This is a genomic window from Rhodococcus sp. P4_F3_2 (assembly GCF_056401335.1).
The window spans coordinates 106,910-122,854 of sequence record NZ_JBFUJN010000006.1; the positions used below are offsets into that span (position 1 = coordinate 106,910).

A 15,945-nucleotide genomic window follows, 5' to 3' on the forward strand; every position below is an offset into this window, starting at 1 on the left:
CGGTGGAGATTCCTCGACGGGTAACACGATCGGACTCATTCGAGTTCAGACAAGGACTATCACGATGGCAATCGACTACACCCGACGTTCCGGCGAGTCCACTCCGTCGCAAGCACCGGTCAGCCTGAGCAAGATCACGCTCACCAAATCGGCACCGACGGTCAACCTCGCGAAGGCGGGTGAACGACAAGGCAATATGCGCGTGAACCTCAACTGGTCGCAGGGAGCACCACCGAAGAAGACCGGTTTCCTCGCCAAACTCGCCGGCGCAGGTTCTGGCGCGGTCGACCTGGACCTCGGATGCCTGTACGAACTTGCCGACGGGTCCAAGGGAGTAGTTCAGGCCTTGGGCAACAGTTTCGGTTCACTGACTTCTCCGCCCTACATCTCCCTCGACGGCGACGACCGAAGTGGTGCGAACACCGGCGGCGAGAACATGCACGTCAATCTCGGTGACCCAAGCGCTTTCCGGCGAATCCTGATCTTCGCGATGATTTACGACGGCGCCCCCAACTGGGCGGCCGTGGACGGCGTCGTCACCCTGTATCCCACCAACGGCCCCGAGGTGGAAGTGCGGCTCGATTCGGCCAGCAACCAGGAGCGGTTGTGCGCAATCGCTCTCATCCAGAGTTCAGGTCAGGGCGTGACGGTGACCCGCGAAGTTCAGTACATCAACGGCAGTCAGTCAGATCTCGATCGGGCCTACAACTGGGGAATGAAATGGGCGGCTGGACGAAAGTAGGTGTCGCGGGCGGGGGTGTCCCCCATCCGAATGACAATGTCTGAATCGTCCACAATGTCGCAAATTACTGGATAGTGTCGAGAAGTGGGGTCGGACATGAGGGGTCACGCTCGACACCGATAGTGGGTCGGTGACGCTATGTGCTTGGCGACACCGACGTTCGACCGGAAAGGCCCTCGATTTCCCCCGAGATCGAGGGTCTTTTCGTATCTTGCGTCACTGTTCGGACCCCTTTTATTAGTTGATTGTTAAACTAAGCGTTCGTCCAACATGTACCGATGGAGAACGCGAATGTCCACGAATTCAGATCGACGCCCGCGCCTGCCCGTGAAAATCGCCTACCTCACCGCGGGAGTTCTCTTTGTCGCCGCCATGCTCCTGGTGGCAAGCGTCGTCAACCCTGACCGGGACCGCGATTTCTCCATGAACCACGTCCCCGCGGGGACGTCGGTGACTTCCGTCGTCGCCACCACTGACCTCGGCTAACGAAGGTACTGGTACGTAAGTGGCGCGCGTCACGAACGGTGGGTACCTTCAACGCCAATGGTTCGCCGTGGGTCGGTATTGAGAGGGACGGCCAACCACTGCCCTGCCTGGTTGCCCCACCCAAGCAGGCAGGGCACCCCTTCAACTCCATCGACTTTTCTGCGGATCCACGCCGACGCACTCTGGCGTCCGGACAGTTTCACCGCAGCGCCTGCAATAATGGGTCCGATGCCCGCCATTCTCGGTCGAGGCACAACCGCACACCTCCCAGCCGACGAGGCACGTATTGGCCGTCAGCGGGTGTCCGTTCGGGCAGCGGTCCGGGGATCGCTCGGTTAGCCGCATCTCCACATTTTCGCACACACGTTCGATCCCTTGGTACTGCACACTGCAAATTTGATTGCACCGGCCGCTTCCGGTCAGCCCGAGCGCAACTATCCCTTCTGTCACTTCGGTCTGCTTTAATACGAAGGCTTTGTCGGGGGTTTACCAATGTCCGAAGTTGTCGAGTTTCTGCGAGCACACGCAGGCGAACACGGGGTTGAACTATGGGTTTCTTCAAGAAGGCGGCTGTGACTGCTCTAGCGGTCGCTGCAGTCGGAGCATCAACAGGGATCGCGTCAGCTGATCCGTCGACCGACGTGAATTACGAAGCGAAGATCGTCGACAAGTCGATCGTCACCACTATCGACGCCGGGCTGTTCAAGGTATCCGGCGACGGCAACTCCGTCGTCTTGCAGGACAGCAAGGGAGCCGACCTTGTTTCCCTGCCTCTCGCATACAACCTCGGGGATCTGCAGTTCCCCTTCGATCGCACGATCAGTGAAGACGGTAAGACCCTCACACTGACACCGATCACCGATTCGGCGAAGGCAACACCTCGACCCGAGAGTGCGCCTGCGGCAAAGGAATGGACGCCGGTAGCCTCGCCCGAGGAGAATGATCGGGCGATTGCGCACTTCCAGAGTCAGCTCGGTCTCGGCACTCAGGTCGGCAGCCTGCTCGGCACCATCGTCGGCGCCGGAATCGGTTGCGCTGTCGGCGCTCCGCTGGGCTTGACCATCGTCGGACTCCCCGTCGCTGCGGCACTGTGCCTGGGTGGCCTCGCAACAGGAGCCGGAATCGGCGGTGTGGCCGGAACGATCCTCGGTGGCGGCGGCGCGGCTGTCGTAGCCGGCATCGATCTCGTCAACACACTGAATGCGCCTGCCGGAACGACCGTCTGGGCCCAGTAGCCACTTGGTGAGCAGTCGTTGCTCCACGAAAACCCCGCCCGTCCGTATGAGGACGAGCGGGGTTCTTCGATATCGCACCGAATGTTGGACTACGCGGTGCCCCCAGTCGGACTCGAACCGTTATTCCACTGCAGGTAGGGGCGCTGGACGCCCACTCACCTCGTCATACTGTTCCGCTTAAGCGCACGCTGTGTGGCTCTGTGCCGATAGCTTGTGGGCAAAAAGTGGGCAGAATGGTCGCCGGTTCACAACTTCGGTCAACCACTCTCCGCATAAACGGAGAATGGTTGACCCACAACAGCACTCAATGATCGCGGTCAAACTGCTCATGCTCGTTGATGTAGCGCCAAAGTTCGACAGTCGACACTTTCCTCCCCCGACCAATATGAACGCATTTCAACTTGCCATCTCGCCATAGCTCTCGAACGGTCGTCTGGTCCACACCAAGGAACTCGCCAGCTTGAACGGCGGTGAGCAGACGCGGCGTTATGACGTCACGATCTACCGATTCGGTGATGTCCGCCGGTCTGCGAAACGCTGATGTGTCGTTCGCGAGGCGCGCGAAGATCATGCGGAGACCGTCGACGACAGCCGGAGAAATCACAATCGGTTCAGTTTTGGCCATACACCGATTGAAACTCAGAGCACCAGCCAAGTATTTCCACATACACCTTCGCTAGTGTCCGGACTGTCTGGTATGTATTGCTGACACTTCCCCACTACGGGGCCGAGCAAGGACGCGACGATGAACTCACAGCCCGGCTGGTACCCAGACCCGCAGAACCCCACAATCGTGCGGTACTGGGACGGGCAGCAATGGACCAGTCAGACACAAGCGCGCTCGACGAACCTAGCAAGGGTAAGCGCGAAGCCTCCGATGACCGCGCTCACCAAGGTCATCTGGTTTCTCATCGCCTTAGCTGCGGGCGTCGTTGCGCTCGTTGTGGGCACAACCGTCGTCGCCAACCTCGCTGGATCGAAGYCGGAAACCGTCACAATCGACGACGCGACCTACACACAGTTGATGCTTCGCAAAGACCCCACATCTACCGACCCTGCCACGTACCAGGAAATCGACGATAGGGATCTCGCACTGATAGTCAAGGACCCATGGGCAAACAAGGATCGACGGATAGTCCTCTACGCGTCGATCTACCAGTTCGACACCATCACTGGAACTGATCGTTTCCTGGCGAACGTCGGGACTTCCCCTCTTGGGATCGGCAATTCCCAGAATGCACAATTGGTCGGAACAATTACGGGGCTTGAGTCATTCGTTGAGGGCGATACCGTGAAGTTGCACGTCGTCGTTGATGGCGAGTATCAGTTCACATCATCGGGCAAAGAGATCGTCGTCCCTCAGTTCCAGATCGGCATCATCGAACTCGCCGAGTAGCGTCACAACATTCACCGAAAGGGCAGCAACTGTGGGACTCCGAATCGGAGGCGGCGTAGGACCGCTCTACTGGTCCACACCCATTCGCTCACCCCAAATCCCAACCAAATACGGGAACATGGGAATCGTCACCTGGTCCTTCTACATCGGCCTTCTCATGATGTGGTGGACGTTCTACCTTTGCTGGCTCTTCTACAAGTACCTTGCCATCGCGATTTGGTGGAGCATTAAAACCCCCTTCCAGTGGTGGCAGCAACGGCAACATGCCGGCCCTCCGCAGCCCGTTCCCCACTGCCCTCCGGGTTGGTATCAGGATCAATCCAACCCTGCGTATGTCAGATGGCATGACGGAACTCAGTGGACTGCGCATGTACAACTCGCTGGCGGGCCGATTCCGCCGACCTACTGATCCCACGGCAAAGACCTCACCGTTTGGTGGGGCCTTCCCGTTTTTGAGACCGGTAAGTACGGTTCGGGTGATGCTGGCCGGTTGCGGCATGCGATGATTCGCGGACGATAAAGATCAGCCCCGGCGGATGCGGCAAACACCCCCGAGGCCCGGCCGACAGGTGAAGTGTCGACATGGAGTACGGTACCCGCGCGTGCCCGTCTCAGCCCTCCGACGAATCAACACGCTTTCATGATCCGCACCTCACTGACACAATGGACGCAATCGGCTGGCCACGACTTGAAGGGGGTGATCGAATTGTCGTTTCCAGTTAATCTCGTTTGTACCCTCACCGGGGCAACATCCGGCCAACTTGCCGCGTGGCGCAAGGGGCCAAGCCCATTGTTGGCTCCAGAAGTTGCTGGAAAGCCACGCGCTTTGTACTCATTTCGCGATGTCGTAGCACTTCGAACCGTCGCAAGTTTGCGCAAAGAAATCCCCCTCCAGCGAATCAGACGGGCATTTCAATCGCTCCAGGATATGGATCTCACCGATCATCCTTCTCGGTATACGCTGACCACAGATGGTACTTCGGTGTTTCTGGTCGAAGGCGAGGCAGTTACCGACCTGGTCAAGTCACCTCGTCAGCAGATCCTCGTAAGCCTGGAGGACGTCTTCAAACCCTTTATCAATTGGAAGGGTGAGAAAGTCGTCGACTTCCTCAATCCTCGTCCACACCTTGAGGTGCGTGAGACTCGCATGGGCGGTTGGCCGACCATACGCGGAACGCGAGTCGCTTATGGCACCATCGCAAACCTGGTCAAGGGGGGCGAAGTTTCCGCAGAGTATGTGAGCGAATACTTCCCAACTGTCAGCCCGATGGATGTGGCCGACGCCGTTGACTTCGATCGTCAGGTCGAATCCGTCGGGCGGCGCGCATGAAGTTCTTTCTAGATGAGAATGTCAATCAGGGGATGATCTCGCATCTCGCTTCCATATTTCGGCGACATGAATTCGTCGGGGTGAAGGAAATCAGCAGTAAAGGCATGGACGACATCGAACTCTTCGACCACGTAGCGATGCACAGATGCGACGTGTTCGTCACCGGCGATCTAATGCAACTCCGTAGGGAAAATGAACGCGAAGCTTGTCGGGCCGCCGGCTTACACTGGATCGGAATACATCAAGTGCATGCGACGGGCTACCACACAATCGCCGGTCCAGCCTCAACATTGGTGCACGCGCTTCCGTTCATCATCGAACGGCTAGCAGCTACGCCACCACCGACGTTTTTCCGGCTAAAGAAGTCCGAGCGGAACAACACCCGAGTTTTCGACACGGCAGGCCGCCTGTAGAGATCTAACGCGGTGTCCACTCACTGCGCTTTCCAGACGTAGTCGACGCGGTGCGGGTCGAGTCCGTCGCGGCCTCGCCGCTCGGTGGGTTTGACGGTGAGATGGTCGACGACGATGGACACGACATCGCGGCGCCGGCGCGTGTCTGCCTCTTCCCACCACTTCACAATGTCCTCAGCTGATGGTTCGGGGAGGTCGATGAGGACTTCCCGTTGCGCCATCTTCAGTTCGGTTGCGGCGATGTTCGCTCGTACGCGGTCGGTGCCGGCGCGCATGGTTTCGCGGTCGATGAGCCCGTCGGCGAAGTCCTCCCCCAAAGCAGTGAATCGGGCATTGAGTTCGACAACCCGGCTTTCGCCTTCCTCGCGGGAGCCGAGTTCGTTGACCGACTTCGTCAACGCCTTCCGGTACTTCGGGGACGACAACCGCGCGAGGACCCGCTCGATGACATCCGCCTCAAGGAGTTCAGCTTGGACGGACACGATGGAGGGGCAGTCGCTGCTGCGGGTGGAGCAGGCATAGACGGTGGGCCGCCCGACGGTGGATGCCGCGTACATGGGTCGGCCACAGCCTCCGCACCTGGCGAGCCCGCCACCGAGGAGTGCGACTTGGGTGCGGTCGCCGGTGTACTTCGCGCGCTCCGGATCGAGGAGCAGTTCGCACAGCCGCTTGTAGGTTCGGGGCTGCAGGATCGGCGGGATGGTGGTGGCGACGAGTTTGTCGCCGCTCTGCTTCTTCCCGATCATGCGAGGGTTGGTGAGTGCGCGTTTGATGGTGATCGGTTTCCCCGTTTCCTCGCGTGACAGCGCACGATCTGCGGCACACGGCTGCTTCCCTGTCGATCTCTGCCGGCGCGAATGTGAAGGCCGTGCAGAAGATGCTGGGACATAAGAGTGCGGCAATGACCCTCGACGTCTACGCCGACCTTTTCGATGACGATCTCAACGCAGTCGCGGCGAAGTTGGATTCAGTTGTGGGCAAATTGTGGGCAGAGACTGCGTAAGCGTTCGAATAAACTGTCCAAAACGTGCCTCTACCTGCGTGTTCGAATAGCCATTTCTTGTGCCCCCAGTCGGACTCGAACCGACACTTGACGGATTTTAAGTCCGTTGCCTCTGCCAATTGGGCTATGGGGGCCTTGACGCACCCGACTGGTCGGGTGCGTCGCGAATCAGACTATCGGGTGGGTCTGAGCTATCGACAACGCGATGCCGTCGAGGATGTCGTGTTCGCTGACAACCAGTTCGGTGATCCCGGCTTTGGCTTCGAATGTCTGAGCCAGCACCGTGGTGATGATCGCTCCGCCACCGATGACGTCCACCCGCCCCGGATGCATCGGGCCGAATGCGGCGCGATCAACCCGAGTCATGGCGGTAAGTCGCTCGCACACCTCGAAAAGTTGCTTGAACGGAATCCTCGACAGGTGCACCTTCTCGGCGTCGTACTCCGGAAGTTCCTGAGCAATCGCGGCCAGCGTCGTCATGGTTCCAGCGACACCCACCCAGGTGTGCGCCTTCTCGACGGGCACGGCCTCGAATGCCTCGGCCAATTTCGCGGTCGCAAAAGCCGTCGCCTCGGAAACCTGCTCTGCCATAGGCGGATCCGACGGTAGGCACCGCTCAGTGACGCGCACACAGCCGATGTCGGTGGAGTACGCAGCCTGGACGCCCGACGCGTCGCCGAGGACAACTTCGGTGGACCCGCCGCCGAGATCGACTACCACGAAGGGGCCCTCGGAGGGATCAAGTTCTCCCACAGCACCACCGAACGAGAGTCGCGCCTCTTCGTCGCCGGTGATCACCTCTGCTCCGGATCCGGGAATCACCGCACCGAGCACGTCCCGCGTCATCGTGAAGTAGTCTTCCCGATTCGCAGCGTCGCGAGTAGCCGACGTCGCGACCATTCGAACGGCGGTTGCTCCGGCATCGGCGATCATCGACGCGTACTCGACCAGCGCAACCCGAGTGCGTTCGATGGCCTCGGGCGCGAATGTCCCTGTCGCATCAACACCTTGACCCAGTCGCACGACGCGCATCTCGCGCCGGACATCCACCAGACGACCGTCGGCGCCGACGTCGGCGATCAGCAGTCGAATGGAGTTGGTACCGCAATCGACTGCGGCAACACGGCGAGTCACCGGTCGGCGGTGTCGGCGTCGTCGATGCCAGGCCAGTCCGCGGGAATTGCAGTTCCGCGGAGCTTTCCGTGGCCGGCCAAGGCAACGGACTCGTCACCGAGCGGATTGACGCCGGGACCCTTGGCAAGCGAATGCGCCATCAGCACGTGCAAGCACTTGACGCGATCCGGCATCCCGCCACCGGCAAAGTCGGTTCCGAGAGATTCGATCGCGTCCCGCTCGGCAAGGTACGACTCGTATGCCCGCCGGTAGGCCGCGGCAAGTTCCGGATCCTGGGTCAGGCGTTCGGTCATTTCACGCATGACGCCGGCGGATTCCTGACGGCTCGCTTCGGCCGTCAGTCGCGGGTCGGTGAGGTAGTACAACGTCGGGAACGGTGTTCCGTCCGGAAGTTTGGGGGCAGTCTTGACGACGCCGGGCTGACCGTCCGGGCTGCGGTACGCGATCTCGATCACTCCGCGTGGCTCACGGCCCAATTGAGCGGCAACGGCGTCGAGATCCGCTTGTGAAACCTGTGGGGAATTTTCGGACGTGTTGCTCACCCGGTGGGTACTCCTTGTTCTTCTGGCTCTATCGGCGCCAACGGCATCGGGGCCGGTGTCGTCGTCTCGGGAACCACTGGCGGTTCCGAAATCGTTTGCCACAGATCGCGATACCACGGACCTGTCAGCGGTGTTTCCTTTTCCTGCTTCTTCTCGGGTTCCTTGTAGTCGCCGGGAAGCTGAACCTGAAACGGGGTCTCGCCCGGTTTGACGTACCGAAGGCGTTCTCGTGCAAGAGCTTCGATGTACGCAGGGTCGTCGAAGCGCGCGTTCTGGCCCTGCAGCTTTCGCAGTTCTTCCTCGAGCACCTGACGTTCGGCCGCCACCTGCGCGGCATCCGAACGCTGGCTGATGTACGTACGCAGCGGCACTGCCAGTGTCAGCGCCAGCATGAGCACAACCATCGCGAGCACAACGGCCCGACTGGTGGACAAGCCGAAAATGGTGTTGTCCGACTTCGGAAGCCGAGACCAGAACTTGTTGGTTCCGCTCTTCCCCCGGGCCGACCTCGACCCACGCGCCGACGCTTTCTCGGCGGAGACCCCCGGTTGCGCGGGGTCTGTCGCAGCGGAATCAACTGCTGCCGGATCTACCGAAGATGCCGGTTCCGACGCGCGTGGGCGTCGAGCGCTGTCACGACGCGCACGCGACGGTGTGTCCCCACGACGGGAACCACGACCCCCCGGACTTCCGCCGGGGGATCGTGGCTTACCGCGCTGTGCAGACACTACTGAATCTTAGATTTCCGTCAGGCCTCGAAAGCGAAGCGCGGGAACGCAACCTCGCCGGCGTAACGTGCTGCGTCGCCGAGGTTCTCCTCGATACGCAGCAGCTGGTTGTACTTGGCAACGCGCTCGCTGCGGGCCGGAGCACCGGTCTTGATCTGACCGCTGCCGACGGCAACCGCGAGGTCGGCGATGGTGGTGTCCTCGGTCTCGCCGGAACGGTGGCTCATCATCGTCTTGTAGCCGTTGCGGTGAGCGAGATCGACGGCGTCGAGGGTCTCGGTCAGAGTGCCGATCTGGTTGACCTTCACCAGGAGTGCGTTTGCCGCACCCTTGACGATGCCTTCTTCGAGGCGCTCGGGGTTGGTGACGAAGAGGTCGTCGCCGACGAGCTGGACCTTGTTGCCGATCTGATCGGTGAGTGCGACCCAGCCGTCCCAGTCGTCTTCGTCGAGCGGATCCTCGATGGAAACGAGCGGGTAGGCGTCGATGAGCTCGGCGTAGAACGCCGCCATCTCGGCCGCGGTGCGGTTCTTGCCCTCGAACTTGTAGCCGGTGCCGTCGGTGTAGAACTCGGTGGCGGCGACGTCGAGAGCGAGCGCGACGTCGGTGCCCAGCTTGAGGCCGGTCTTGTTCACGGCGATCGTGATGAGGTCGAGTGCTTCCTTGGTGCCCGCGACGTCAGGAGCGAATCCGCCTTCGTCACCGAGACCGGTGGAGAGGCCCTTCTCCTTGAGGACCGACTTCAGGGAGTGGTAGACCTCGGCACCCCAGCGCAGCGATTCCTTGAAGCTCGGTGCGCCGATGGGAGCAACCATGAACTCCTGGACGTCGACACCGGTGTCTGCGTGCGCGCCACCGTTGAGGATGTTCATCATCGGGACAGGGAGAACGTGAGCGTTGGGGCCACCGACGTAGCGGAACAGCTCGAGGCCCGAGGACTCGGCAGCGGCGCGAGCCACGGCAAGCGAGGCACCGAGCAGAGCGTTTGCGCCCAGACGCGACTTGTCCGGGGTGCCGTCTGCGTCGAGCAGCGCCTGGTCGACCGTGCGCTGCTCGGTTGCGTCGATGCCGATGATGGCCGGAGCGATCTCGCCGAGCACAGCCTCCACGGCCTTCTCGACGCCCTTTCCGCCGTAGCGTGCGCCACCGTCGCGCAGTTCGACGGCTTCGTGCTCACCGGTGGAAGCACCGGACGGCACCGCAGCCCGGGCGAAACTTCCGTCTTCGAGCAGAACCTCGACCTCAACCGTGGGGTTGCCACGTGAATCAAGGATCTCGCGAGCTCCGACCTGCTCAATACTGGCCACTGTGTGGTTCTCCTTCGAATGGGCTTCGCATTGGGGCACGCTCTGCGTGCTTGACACTTGGGCTCCGACCCCTCCGGTCGAAAGAGGACCACGATCGCGGCTGGACCTCTGCAGTGCCAGCACCTCTGTAGTGCCAGCACACAGCCTAACCGCACGGGCCGAAGGCTTCTTTATCGACGCGCGGTCACGGGCCCGACCTGCGGATCGATCGCCGTCAGTCCGGCCGTACCCCGACTGAATACGCCGACGCACGATCACGAACGAGCGCGAGATAGTCGCCCGAGAGGTTGTACGCCATGAGCGCCTGCTGCCACCCGGCAGCGGCAGTGAGGTCTCCCCCGCGTGCACACAGGTAACGAGCGGCGGTGAGGGCAGCGTCGTCGATGTTGTCCGGGTCCACCCGGCCGTCGCCGTTGGCGTCGACTCCCCATTTGAGCCACGTCTCAGGGATGAACTGCATGGGCCCCATCGCACGGTCGTGCACTGGATCGCCGTCCATCGCCCCGCCGTCGGTGTCGGGGATCTCGGCAACTCCCGGGCCACCGTCCAGAGGGATTCCCCGAATCGTCGGGGCGACCTGGCCGAACGCATCGACCGACGAACCGTCGTAGGTCCCGTGTCGGCTCTCGACGCTGCCGATACCGGCCAATGTCGTCCACCCGATTCCGCAGCTGGGAAGCGTCTCGGCCATGACCGCAGCGGCGTACCCGTACGCCTCGAGTGCCGTGGTCCCGATCCCGATGTCGTCCGACAATCCCGCGGCCCAGTCGGCGAGTTGATCAGCACTGCGGCCGGGGGCATTGATGTCGATCGGTGGCGTCGGAGAGCCGGTACCTGGGGGTATGCCCTCCGGAATGGCTACTTTCGGTTCGTTCGATCCACACGCCACGATGCCTGCGCCCAGCAAGGCTGTTCCGGCAGCTACTGCGGCTACGACTCTCGAGAGACGCCGGGGACTTCTGCGGGCTGCGGGAGTTCGGTACACCCTTCCATCATCCACATGCGAGCGAAGTACTCCCGAATCCATTGGTAAAGAACAGCAAAAGTACAGGTCAGGGCGTGGTTCACCACCGCTTGTGGAGTATCTTCTTCTGAGTTAAGGCTGGCCTAGCCTCATACGTTCGGCAGAAGCTGTCGCACTCACTCAGTCAGGAGTCGCCCGTGCCCGTGTCGGTACTCGCTGCCGCGAGCACACCATCAGTTGCCACCCAGTTATTCGGTAGTGGCCTGATCGGTCTGCGCGAAGGCCTCGAAGCGGGCATCGTGGTGATGATTCTCGCTGCCTACCTCGTGAAAGCTCAGCGCAGGGATGCACTCAAATGGGTGTGGCTCGGCGTCGCGATCGCCGTCGCCATGGTGGCGATCATCTTTTTCGCGATCCACTACGGAACGTCGACGGTCGACGGCCTGACCGCAGAGATCATCGCGGGCGTTGCCTCCCTGGTCGCCGTCGTCATCGTCACGATCATGGTCCTGTGGATGCGCACGGCTGCGAAGAACATTTCCGGCGATCTGAAAGCGGGGATGGAGAAGGCGTTGATCGCCGGCCCCGTCGCCATCTTGTCGCTGTCGTTCTTCGCGGTCGGTCGTGAAGGCGTCGAGACAGCGTTGCTCATGGTCGGATACGCCGAGAACACCGCAGGCAGCTCCTGGCCGTTGGTCGGACTGCTCCTCGGAATTCTCCTGGCCGCCGTCTTGACCGTCGCCATGTACTTCGGCGCCCTCCGTCTCAACCTGACGACCTTCTTCCGGTACACGGCGATCTTCCTCATCGTCGTAGCCGCCGGAATCCTCTCGTACGGTGTTCGCGCTCTACAGACCGGAAATGTGCTTCCGGGCGGTTCGAATCTCGCGTTCAACCTGACGCCCGGCTACGACCCGTCGACCTGGTACGGCACCGTCCTCGCCGGAATCTTCAACTTCCGCCCGGATCCGACGGTCCTGCAAGCCGTCGCGTGGGTCGTCTACCTCGTAGTCGTCCTAGCACTCTTCCTGCGTCCCCTTCCGTCGAAGCCAACCGAGCCGACGGCCCCGCCTGCGCACGACACACACGTTCCCGAAAAATCCTGAGAGGCATTGCCGACATGCGTAAATCCACCCTCGTACTGGCCACGGCTGCGGTACTTCCCTTCTCCCTCGCCGCGTGCACCGAGAAGACGACGGCGAGCGACGGCGACATCGTCGTCACGGCCACCGACGATTCGTGTGACGTCAGTGCCACCACCGGGACCACTGGCAGTTCGACGTTCCAGGTGACGAACAACGGCTCGAAGGTCACCGAGTTCTACGTCTTCGCCGAGGGTGATCGAGCGATGGGCGAAGTCGAGAACATCGGCCCCGGCCTTACCCGGCAGCTGATCGTCTCCCTCCCCGAGGCTGCGACCTATCAACTCGCGTGCAAGCCGGGCATGGTCGGAACCGGCATCCGCCAGGACTTCGTCGTCACGGGCGATTCGCAGGCGGCCACCGACGAGAGCGGACAACTCGCCGAAGCTGCCGACGGCTACCGGCGGTACATTCGCAGCCAGATCGTCGCATTGCAGGACACCGCAGCTCAGTTCGTCGCCGCCGTCCAGTCCGGCAACGTCGACCAGGCGAAGGCACTGTTCCCGATCGCACGTACCTACTACGAGCGCATCGAGCCCGAAGCCGAGAGCTTCGGCGAACTCGATCCCAAGCTTGACCTGCGCGAAGCGGACCTGGAGCCCGGTCAGGTCTGGACGGGATTCCACCGCCTCGAGAAGGATTTGTGGGTCACCGGATTTCAGCCGGATACCAACGCAGTCGCCGATCAACTGCTCGAAGACATTCAGTATCTTGCCGATCAGGTGAACGCCGAGGACTACACGATCGACCCAACCAAGATCGCCGGCGACGCCCAAGGACTGCTCGACGAGATCTCGACTTCCAAGATCACCGGAGAGGAAGACATCTTCTCGCACACCGACCTGTGGGACTTCCAGGCCAACGTCGACGGCTCACAGGCGGCGATCGCGGCACTGAACCCGATTCTGCAGGAACGTAATCCCGAGCTCGCCCAGCGCATCGCGGACCGATTCGCCGACCTCGACGCCGCTCTGGCGCAGTTCCGCGTCGGCGACGGATTCGTGTACTACGACACCGTCACCGAAGCGCAGCGTCAAGAACTCTCGCGTAAAATCGATGCTCTGTCCGCCGAGGTCAGCCAGGTCCAGGAAGTAGTCGCGGGACAGTAGATGACTGATTCACCAGAAGGCACACCCGCTGCGGAAAACGCAGCACCGCATGCGGTCTCACGGCGCCGACTGTTCGGCGCCGTGGGGGCCGGCGCCGTCCTGGCCGGTGCCGGTGCCGTCATCGGGCGGGTGACCGCCGACGAGAATTCCGGCACCGATCACGCAGACGTGGTGGCATTCCGCGGCGAGCATCAGGCAGGCATCACGACGCCGGCCCAGGATCGCATGCACTTCGTCGCTTTCGATGTGACGACGAAGTCGCGCGACGAACTGATCACGCTGCTGCAGACGTGGACGGCGATGGCCGAACGAATGACAGCGGGTCAGGAAGCAACCGAGGACGGAGCGACCGGCGACGGTCCGTACGCGCCACCGAGCGATACCGGTGAGGCACTCGATCTCGCGCCGTCGCAACTCACCCTGACCATCGGATTCGGACCGTCACTTTTCGACGACCGTTTCGGGCTCGCAGACAAGAAACCTGCTGCCCTGCTCGATCTCCCCCACTTCCGCGCGGACAACCTCGATCCGAATCGCAGCGGGGGCGACATCGCCATCCAAGCGTGCGCCAACGATCCCCAGGTTGCCGTCCATGCGATCCGCAACCTCGCGCGAGTCGCTTTCGGGACCGCGTCGGTCAAGTGGTCACAACTCGGGTTCGGGCGAACGTCCTCGACCTCGACGACGCAGGCGACACCACGAAATCTGTTCGGGTTCAAGGACGGAACAGCCAACATCAAGGCGGAAGATCCAAACGCACTCGCCCAGCACGTCTGGGTTGATCCCACTGACGATCAGGCCTGGATGGCAGGCGGATCATTCCTCGTCGCCAGACGAATCCGCATGCTGATCGAGCAGTGGGATCGCGCAGTACTCAAGGAACAGGAAGCTGTCATCGGCCGCTCCAAACGCAGCGGAGCGCCACTCGGCGCCAAAGACGAGTTCGACGAACTTGATCTCGATTCCAAAATGGGCCACGACTTCGTCATCCCGGAGGATTCACACGTGCGCCTGGCCTCTGCCGAGGAACTCGGTGGGATTCAGATCTTGCGCCGCGGATACAACTTCACCGACGGCTCCGACGGCTTCGGCCACCTGGACGCGGGACTGTTCTTCGTTGCGTACTGCCGGAATCCGGTCGAGCAATTTGTTCCGATGCAGCAAAACCTTTCACGACACGATGCGCTGAACGAATACATCCAACACGTCGGTTCTGCCGTCTTCGCGTGCCCCGGCGGTCTCGCCGACGGACACTACTGGGGCGAAACACTGTTCGCGTAGCCGAACACCGGAACACCGGTCCAGGTTGCGATCTCGGAGCGAAATCTGCGCACGGAGTACTTCTCGTACGAGCGGGCACCATTCACGTCCACCGCGGCGACATCTCGGATGCACTCGGCCACCGATTCCCAACTGTCGTCGTGGAAATGGAGTCCGTCGACACCAGGTGTCACGGTTTCCGAAGCTCCACCAGTGCTGTTCGTAATCACGCGCGCACCCGCAGCCATCGCCTCCACCGGCATGATTCCGAAGTCTTCGATCGCCGGAAAGACGTATGCGAGCGCCTGCTGATACAGCGCAAAAAGCAACGCATCCGAGGGGCGACGAACAATTCGAACGGGAACCGACGCAGAGTCAGCCATCGCGCGGAGCCGATCCTCTTCCGGGCCCGACCCTGCGATGACAGCAGCCGTCCCGGCCCGCTCGGCTGCCCGGATCACCCAGTCCAAACGCTTGTACGGAATGAACCTCGAGGCACCGAGAACGAATGGTGAGGGCAAACTGGATAGTAGCTGAAGTTCGTTTTCGCTCAATCGGGACCGCCAATCCTCGACGGCGGAGATCCGGTCGACGTCCACCGGGGGGTGGATGACCCGTGACTGCACGCCCCAGGCGCGCTCAACCCGTCGACTGACGAACTCACTGTTCGCTGCGAACGAGGCCCCCTCCGACGCTCTCTTGCGGTCGATTTTGCGCAGAATGGGTGATCCCAGCCTCGCGAGTGGCGAGTTTCCACGCTCGTCCAGTTCGGGGTTCCACACGTACCTGGCGGGGGTGTGCACATAGACGAATTTCCGGAATCGCGCAGACTGCTCCCTGAATGTTGCGTGATGGGCAAACACGTGGGAGCTGATCAGCGCGAAGTCGTAGCCGCGGTTCTCCAACCCTCGCCAGGTGAACGGCATGACAGGCAATGAGAGCGCTTTGCTACGACGCAATGGCGTTGCAGCGAGCGCACTTTCGTTGACATCGGTTGTCGAGTAACGCCCGGGAGCATCGTTCCACAGACAATACAGGTCAGCGTCCGGATAGCAGTTGACGAACTCGTCCAGCACCTTCTCTGCGCCGCCCGAACGCTCTATCCATTCATGGACGAGTACACCTGACATTTTCGGACTCCTATGCGCTTTTTT

Annotated in this window: 18 protein-coding genes, 1 tRNA gene and 1 pseudogene; 11 read left to right on the top strand and 9 right to left on the bottom strand. The window is 61.5% G+C overall.

Going from position 1 to position 15,945, the window contains the following annotated elements:
- Positions 1–64 precede the first annotated feature (64 nt).
- From AC1DWA_RS08895 to AC1DWA_RS08905, 3 genes are all read left to right on the top strand, one after another.
- Entirely contained in the window at positions 65–742 is a 678-nt protein-coding gene (locus AC1DWA_RS08895) for a TerD family protein (protein WP_007728823.1), read from the top strand.
- Positions 743–1,033: 291 nt separating this feature from the next.
- Entirely contained in the window at positions 1,034–1,228 is a 195-nt protein-coding gene (locus AC1DWA_RS08900; protein ID WP_477846221.1) for a hypothetical protein, read from the top strand.
- A 548-nt stretch (positions 1,229–1,776) separates the two neighbouring features.
- Positions 1,777–2,463, top strand: a complete 687-nt coding sequence (locus AC1DWA_RS08905) for a DUF8020 domain-containing protein (RefSeq protein ID WP_020970276.1) — start codon at positions 1,777–1,779, stop codon at positions 2,461–2,463.
- A gap of 304 nt (positions 2,464–2,767) precedes the next feature.
- Here AC1DWA_RS08905 and AC1DWA_RS08910 read toward each other — a convergent pair whose 3' ends face one another.
- Positions 2,768–3,088, bottom strand: a complete 321-nt coding sequence (locus tag AC1DWA_RS08910) for a helix-turn-helix domain-containing protein (RefSeq protein WP_400819686.1) — start codon at positions 3,086–3,088, stop codon at positions 2,768–2,770.
- A gap of 120 nt (positions 3,089–3,208) precedes the next feature.
- Here AC1DWA_RS08910 and AC1DWA_RS08915 point away from each other — a divergent pair, with 120 nt between their 5' ends.
- From AC1DWA_RS08915 to AC1DWA_RS08930, 4 genes are all read left to right on the top strand, one after another.
- Entirely contained in the window at positions 3,209–3,859 is a 651-nt protein-coding gene (locus tag AC1DWA_RS08915) for a DUF2510 domain-containing protein (protein WP_477916606.1), read from the top strand.
- Positions 3,860–4,019: 160 nt separating this feature from the next.
- The gene (locus AC1DWA_RS08920; protein ID WP_477846246.1) at positions 4,020–4,268 is read left to right on the top strand and encodes a DUF2510 domain-containing protein; all 249 of its coding nucleotides are present in this window, start codon (positions 4,020–4,022) and stop codon (positions 4,266–4,268) included.
- 231 nt (positions 4,269–4,499) lie between these two features.
- Entirely contained in the window at positions 4,500–5,189 is a 690-nt protein-coding gene (locus tag AC1DWA_RS08925; protein WP_400819680.1) for a DUF433 domain-containing protein, read from the top strand.
- Positions 5,186–5,602, top strand: a complete 417-nt coding sequence (locus AC1DWA_RS08930) for a PIN-like domain-containing protein (protein WP_400819677.1) — start codon at positions 5,186–5,188, stop codon at positions 5,600–5,602. The genes AC1DWA_RS08925 and AC1DWA_RS08930 overlap by 4 nt, the downstream gene beginning before the upstream one ends.
- A gap of 20 nt (positions 5,603–5,622) precedes the next feature.
- Here the strand turns inward: AC1DWA_RS08930 and AC1DWA_RS08935 are convergent, their stop codons facing one another.
- Positions 5,623–6,348: a recombinase zinc ribbon domain-containing protein gene (locus AC1DWA_RS08935; protein ID WP_400819674.1), complete on the bottom strand. Its 726-nt coding sequence runs from the start codon at positions 6,346–6,348 to the stop codon at positions 5,623–5,625.
- Between the two features lie 44 nt (positions 6,349–6,392).
- Between AC1DWA_RS08935 and AC1DWA_RS08940 the strand changes: the two are divergent.
- Positions 6,393–6,605: pseudogene (locus AC1DWA_RS08940) on the top strand (tyrosine-type recombinase/integrase); the annotation flags it as partial.
- A 60-nt stretch (positions 6,606–6,665) separates the two neighbouring features.
- On the opposite strand, the gene AC1DWA_RS08945 reads toward AC1DWA_RS08940, so the two are convergent.
- The 6 genes from AC1DWA_RS08945 to AC1DWA_RS08970 form a co-directional block, all read right to left on the bottom strand.
- Positions 6,666–6,739: transfer RNA gene (locus AC1DWA_RS08945), tRNA-Leu, on the bottom strand.
- Between the two features lie 34 nt (positions 6,740–6,773).
- Complete coding sequence (locus AC1DWA_RS08950) at positions 6,774–7,739, bottom strand: Ppx/GppA phosphatase family protein (RefSeq protein ID WP_477846223.1); 966 nt, start codon at positions 7,737–7,739, stop codon at positions 6,774–6,776.
- Entirely contained in the window at positions 7,736–8,281 is a 546-nt protein-coding gene (locus AC1DWA_RS08955; RefSeq protein WP_020908542.1) for a DUF501 domain-containing protein, read from the bottom strand. Before AC1DWA_RS08955 ends, AC1DWA_RS08950 begins: the two co-directional genes overlap by 4 nt.
- The gene (locus AC1DWA_RS08960; protein ID WP_031333701.1) at positions 8,278–9,009 is read right to left on the bottom strand and encodes an FtsB family cell division protein; all 732 of its coding nucleotides are present in this window, start codon (positions 9,007–9,009) and stop codon (positions 8,278–8,280) included. Before AC1DWA_RS08960 ends, AC1DWA_RS08955 begins: the two co-directional genes overlap by 4 nt.
- A gap of 20 nt (positions 9,010–9,029) precedes the next feature.
- Positions 9,030–10,316 (bottom strand): phosphopyruvate hydratase, encoded by a 1,287-nt coding sequence (gene eno / locus AC1DWA_RS08965; RefSeq protein ID WP_019744628.1) that lies wholly within the window; start codon positions 10,314–10,316, stop codon positions 9,030–9,032.
- Between the two features lie 214 nt (positions 10,317–10,530).
- Complete coding sequence (locus AC1DWA_RS08970; protein ID WP_019744629.1) at positions 10,531–11,343, bottom strand: lytic transglycosylase domain-containing protein; 813 nt, start codon at positions 11,341–11,343, stop codon at positions 10,531–10,533.
- A gap of 140 nt (positions 11,344–11,483) precedes the next feature.
- On the opposite strand from AC1DWA_RS08970, the gene efeU reads away from it, so the two are divergent.
- The 3 genes from efeU to efeB are packed head-to-tail and all read left to right on the top strand — an operon-like array spanning position 11,484 to position 14,812.
- On the top strand, positions 11,484–12,386 hold the full coding sequence (efeU, locus tag AC1DWA_RS08975) for an iron uptake transporter permease EfeU (RefSeq protein ID WP_021345071.1): 903 nt from the start codon (positions 11,484–11,486) through the stop codon (positions 12,384–12,386).
- Positions 12,387–12,400: 14 nt separating this feature from the next.
- Positions 12,401–13,531, top strand: coding sequence for an iron uptake system protein EfeO (gene efeO / locus AC1DWA_RS08980; RefSeq protein ID WP_046378946.1), 1,131 nt, complete (start codon positions 12,401–12,403; stop codon positions 13,529–13,531).
- The gene (gene efeB, locus AC1DWA_RS08985) at positions 13,532–14,812 is read left to right on the top strand and encodes an iron uptake transporter deferrochelatase/peroxidase subunit (protein WP_046378947.1); all 1,281 of its coding nucleotides are present in this window, start codon (positions 13,532–13,534) and stop codon (positions 14,810–14,812) included.
- On the opposite strand, the gene AC1DWA_RS08990 is transcribed toward efeB, so the two are convergent.
- Positions 14,785–15,921: a glycosyltransferase gene (locus AC1DWA_RS08990; protein ID WP_046378948.1), complete on the bottom strand. Its 1,137-nt coding sequence runs from the start codon at positions 15,919–15,921 to the stop codon at positions 14,785–14,787. The genes efeB and AC1DWA_RS08990 overlap by 28 nt on opposite strands.
- Between the last annotated feature and the right edge of the window lie 24 nt (positions 15,922–15,945).

Coding starts and splice junctions, on each gene's coding strand:
- AC1DWA_RS08895 (WP_007728823.1), top strand. CDS start 65: ATGGCAATCGACTACACCCGACGTTCCGGCGAGTCCACTCCGTCGCAA.
- AC1DWA_RS08900 (WP_477846221.1), top strand. CDS start 1,034: ATGTCCACGAATTCAGATCGACGCCCGCGCCTGCCCGTGAAAATCGCC.
- AC1DWA_RS08905 (WP_020970276.1), top strand. CDS start 1,777: ATGGGTTTCTTCAAGAAGGCGGCTGTGACTGCTCTAGCGGTCGCTGCA.
- AC1DWA_RS08910 (WP_400819686.1), bottom strand. CDS start 3,088: ATGGCCAAAACTGAACCGATTGTGATTTCTCCGGCTGTCGTCGACGGT.
- AC1DWA_RS08920 (WP_477846246.1), top strand. CDS start 4,020: ATGTGGTGGACGTTCTACCTTTGCTGGCTCTTCTACAAGTACCTTGCC.
- AC1DWA_RS08925 (WP_400819680.1), top strand. CDS start 4,500: ATGATCCGCACCTCACTGACACAATGGACGCAATCGGCTGGCCACGAC.
- AC1DWA_RS08930 (WP_400819677.1), top strand. CDS start 5,186: ATGAAGTTCTTTCTAGATGAGAATGTCAATCAGGGGATGATCTCGCAT.
- AC1DWA_RS08935 (WP_400819674.1), bottom strand. CDS start 6,348: ATGATCGGGAAGAAGCAGAGCGGCGACAAACTCGTCGCCACCACCATC.
- AC1DWA_RS08970 (WP_019744629.1), bottom strand. CDS start 11,343: ATGGATTCGGGAGTACTTCGCTCGCATGTGGATGATGGAAGGGTGTAC.
- efeO (WP_046378946.1), top strand. CDS start 12,401: ATGCGTAAATCCACCCTCGTACTGGCCACGGCTGCGGTACTTCCCTTC.
- efeB (WP_046378947.1), top strand. CDS start 13,532: ATGACTGATTCACCAGAAGGCACACCCGCTGCGGAAAACGCAGCACCG.
- AC1DWA_RS08990 (WP_046378948.1), bottom strand. CDS start 15,921: ATGTCAGGTGTACTCGTCCATGAATGGATAGAGCGTTCGGGCGGCGCA.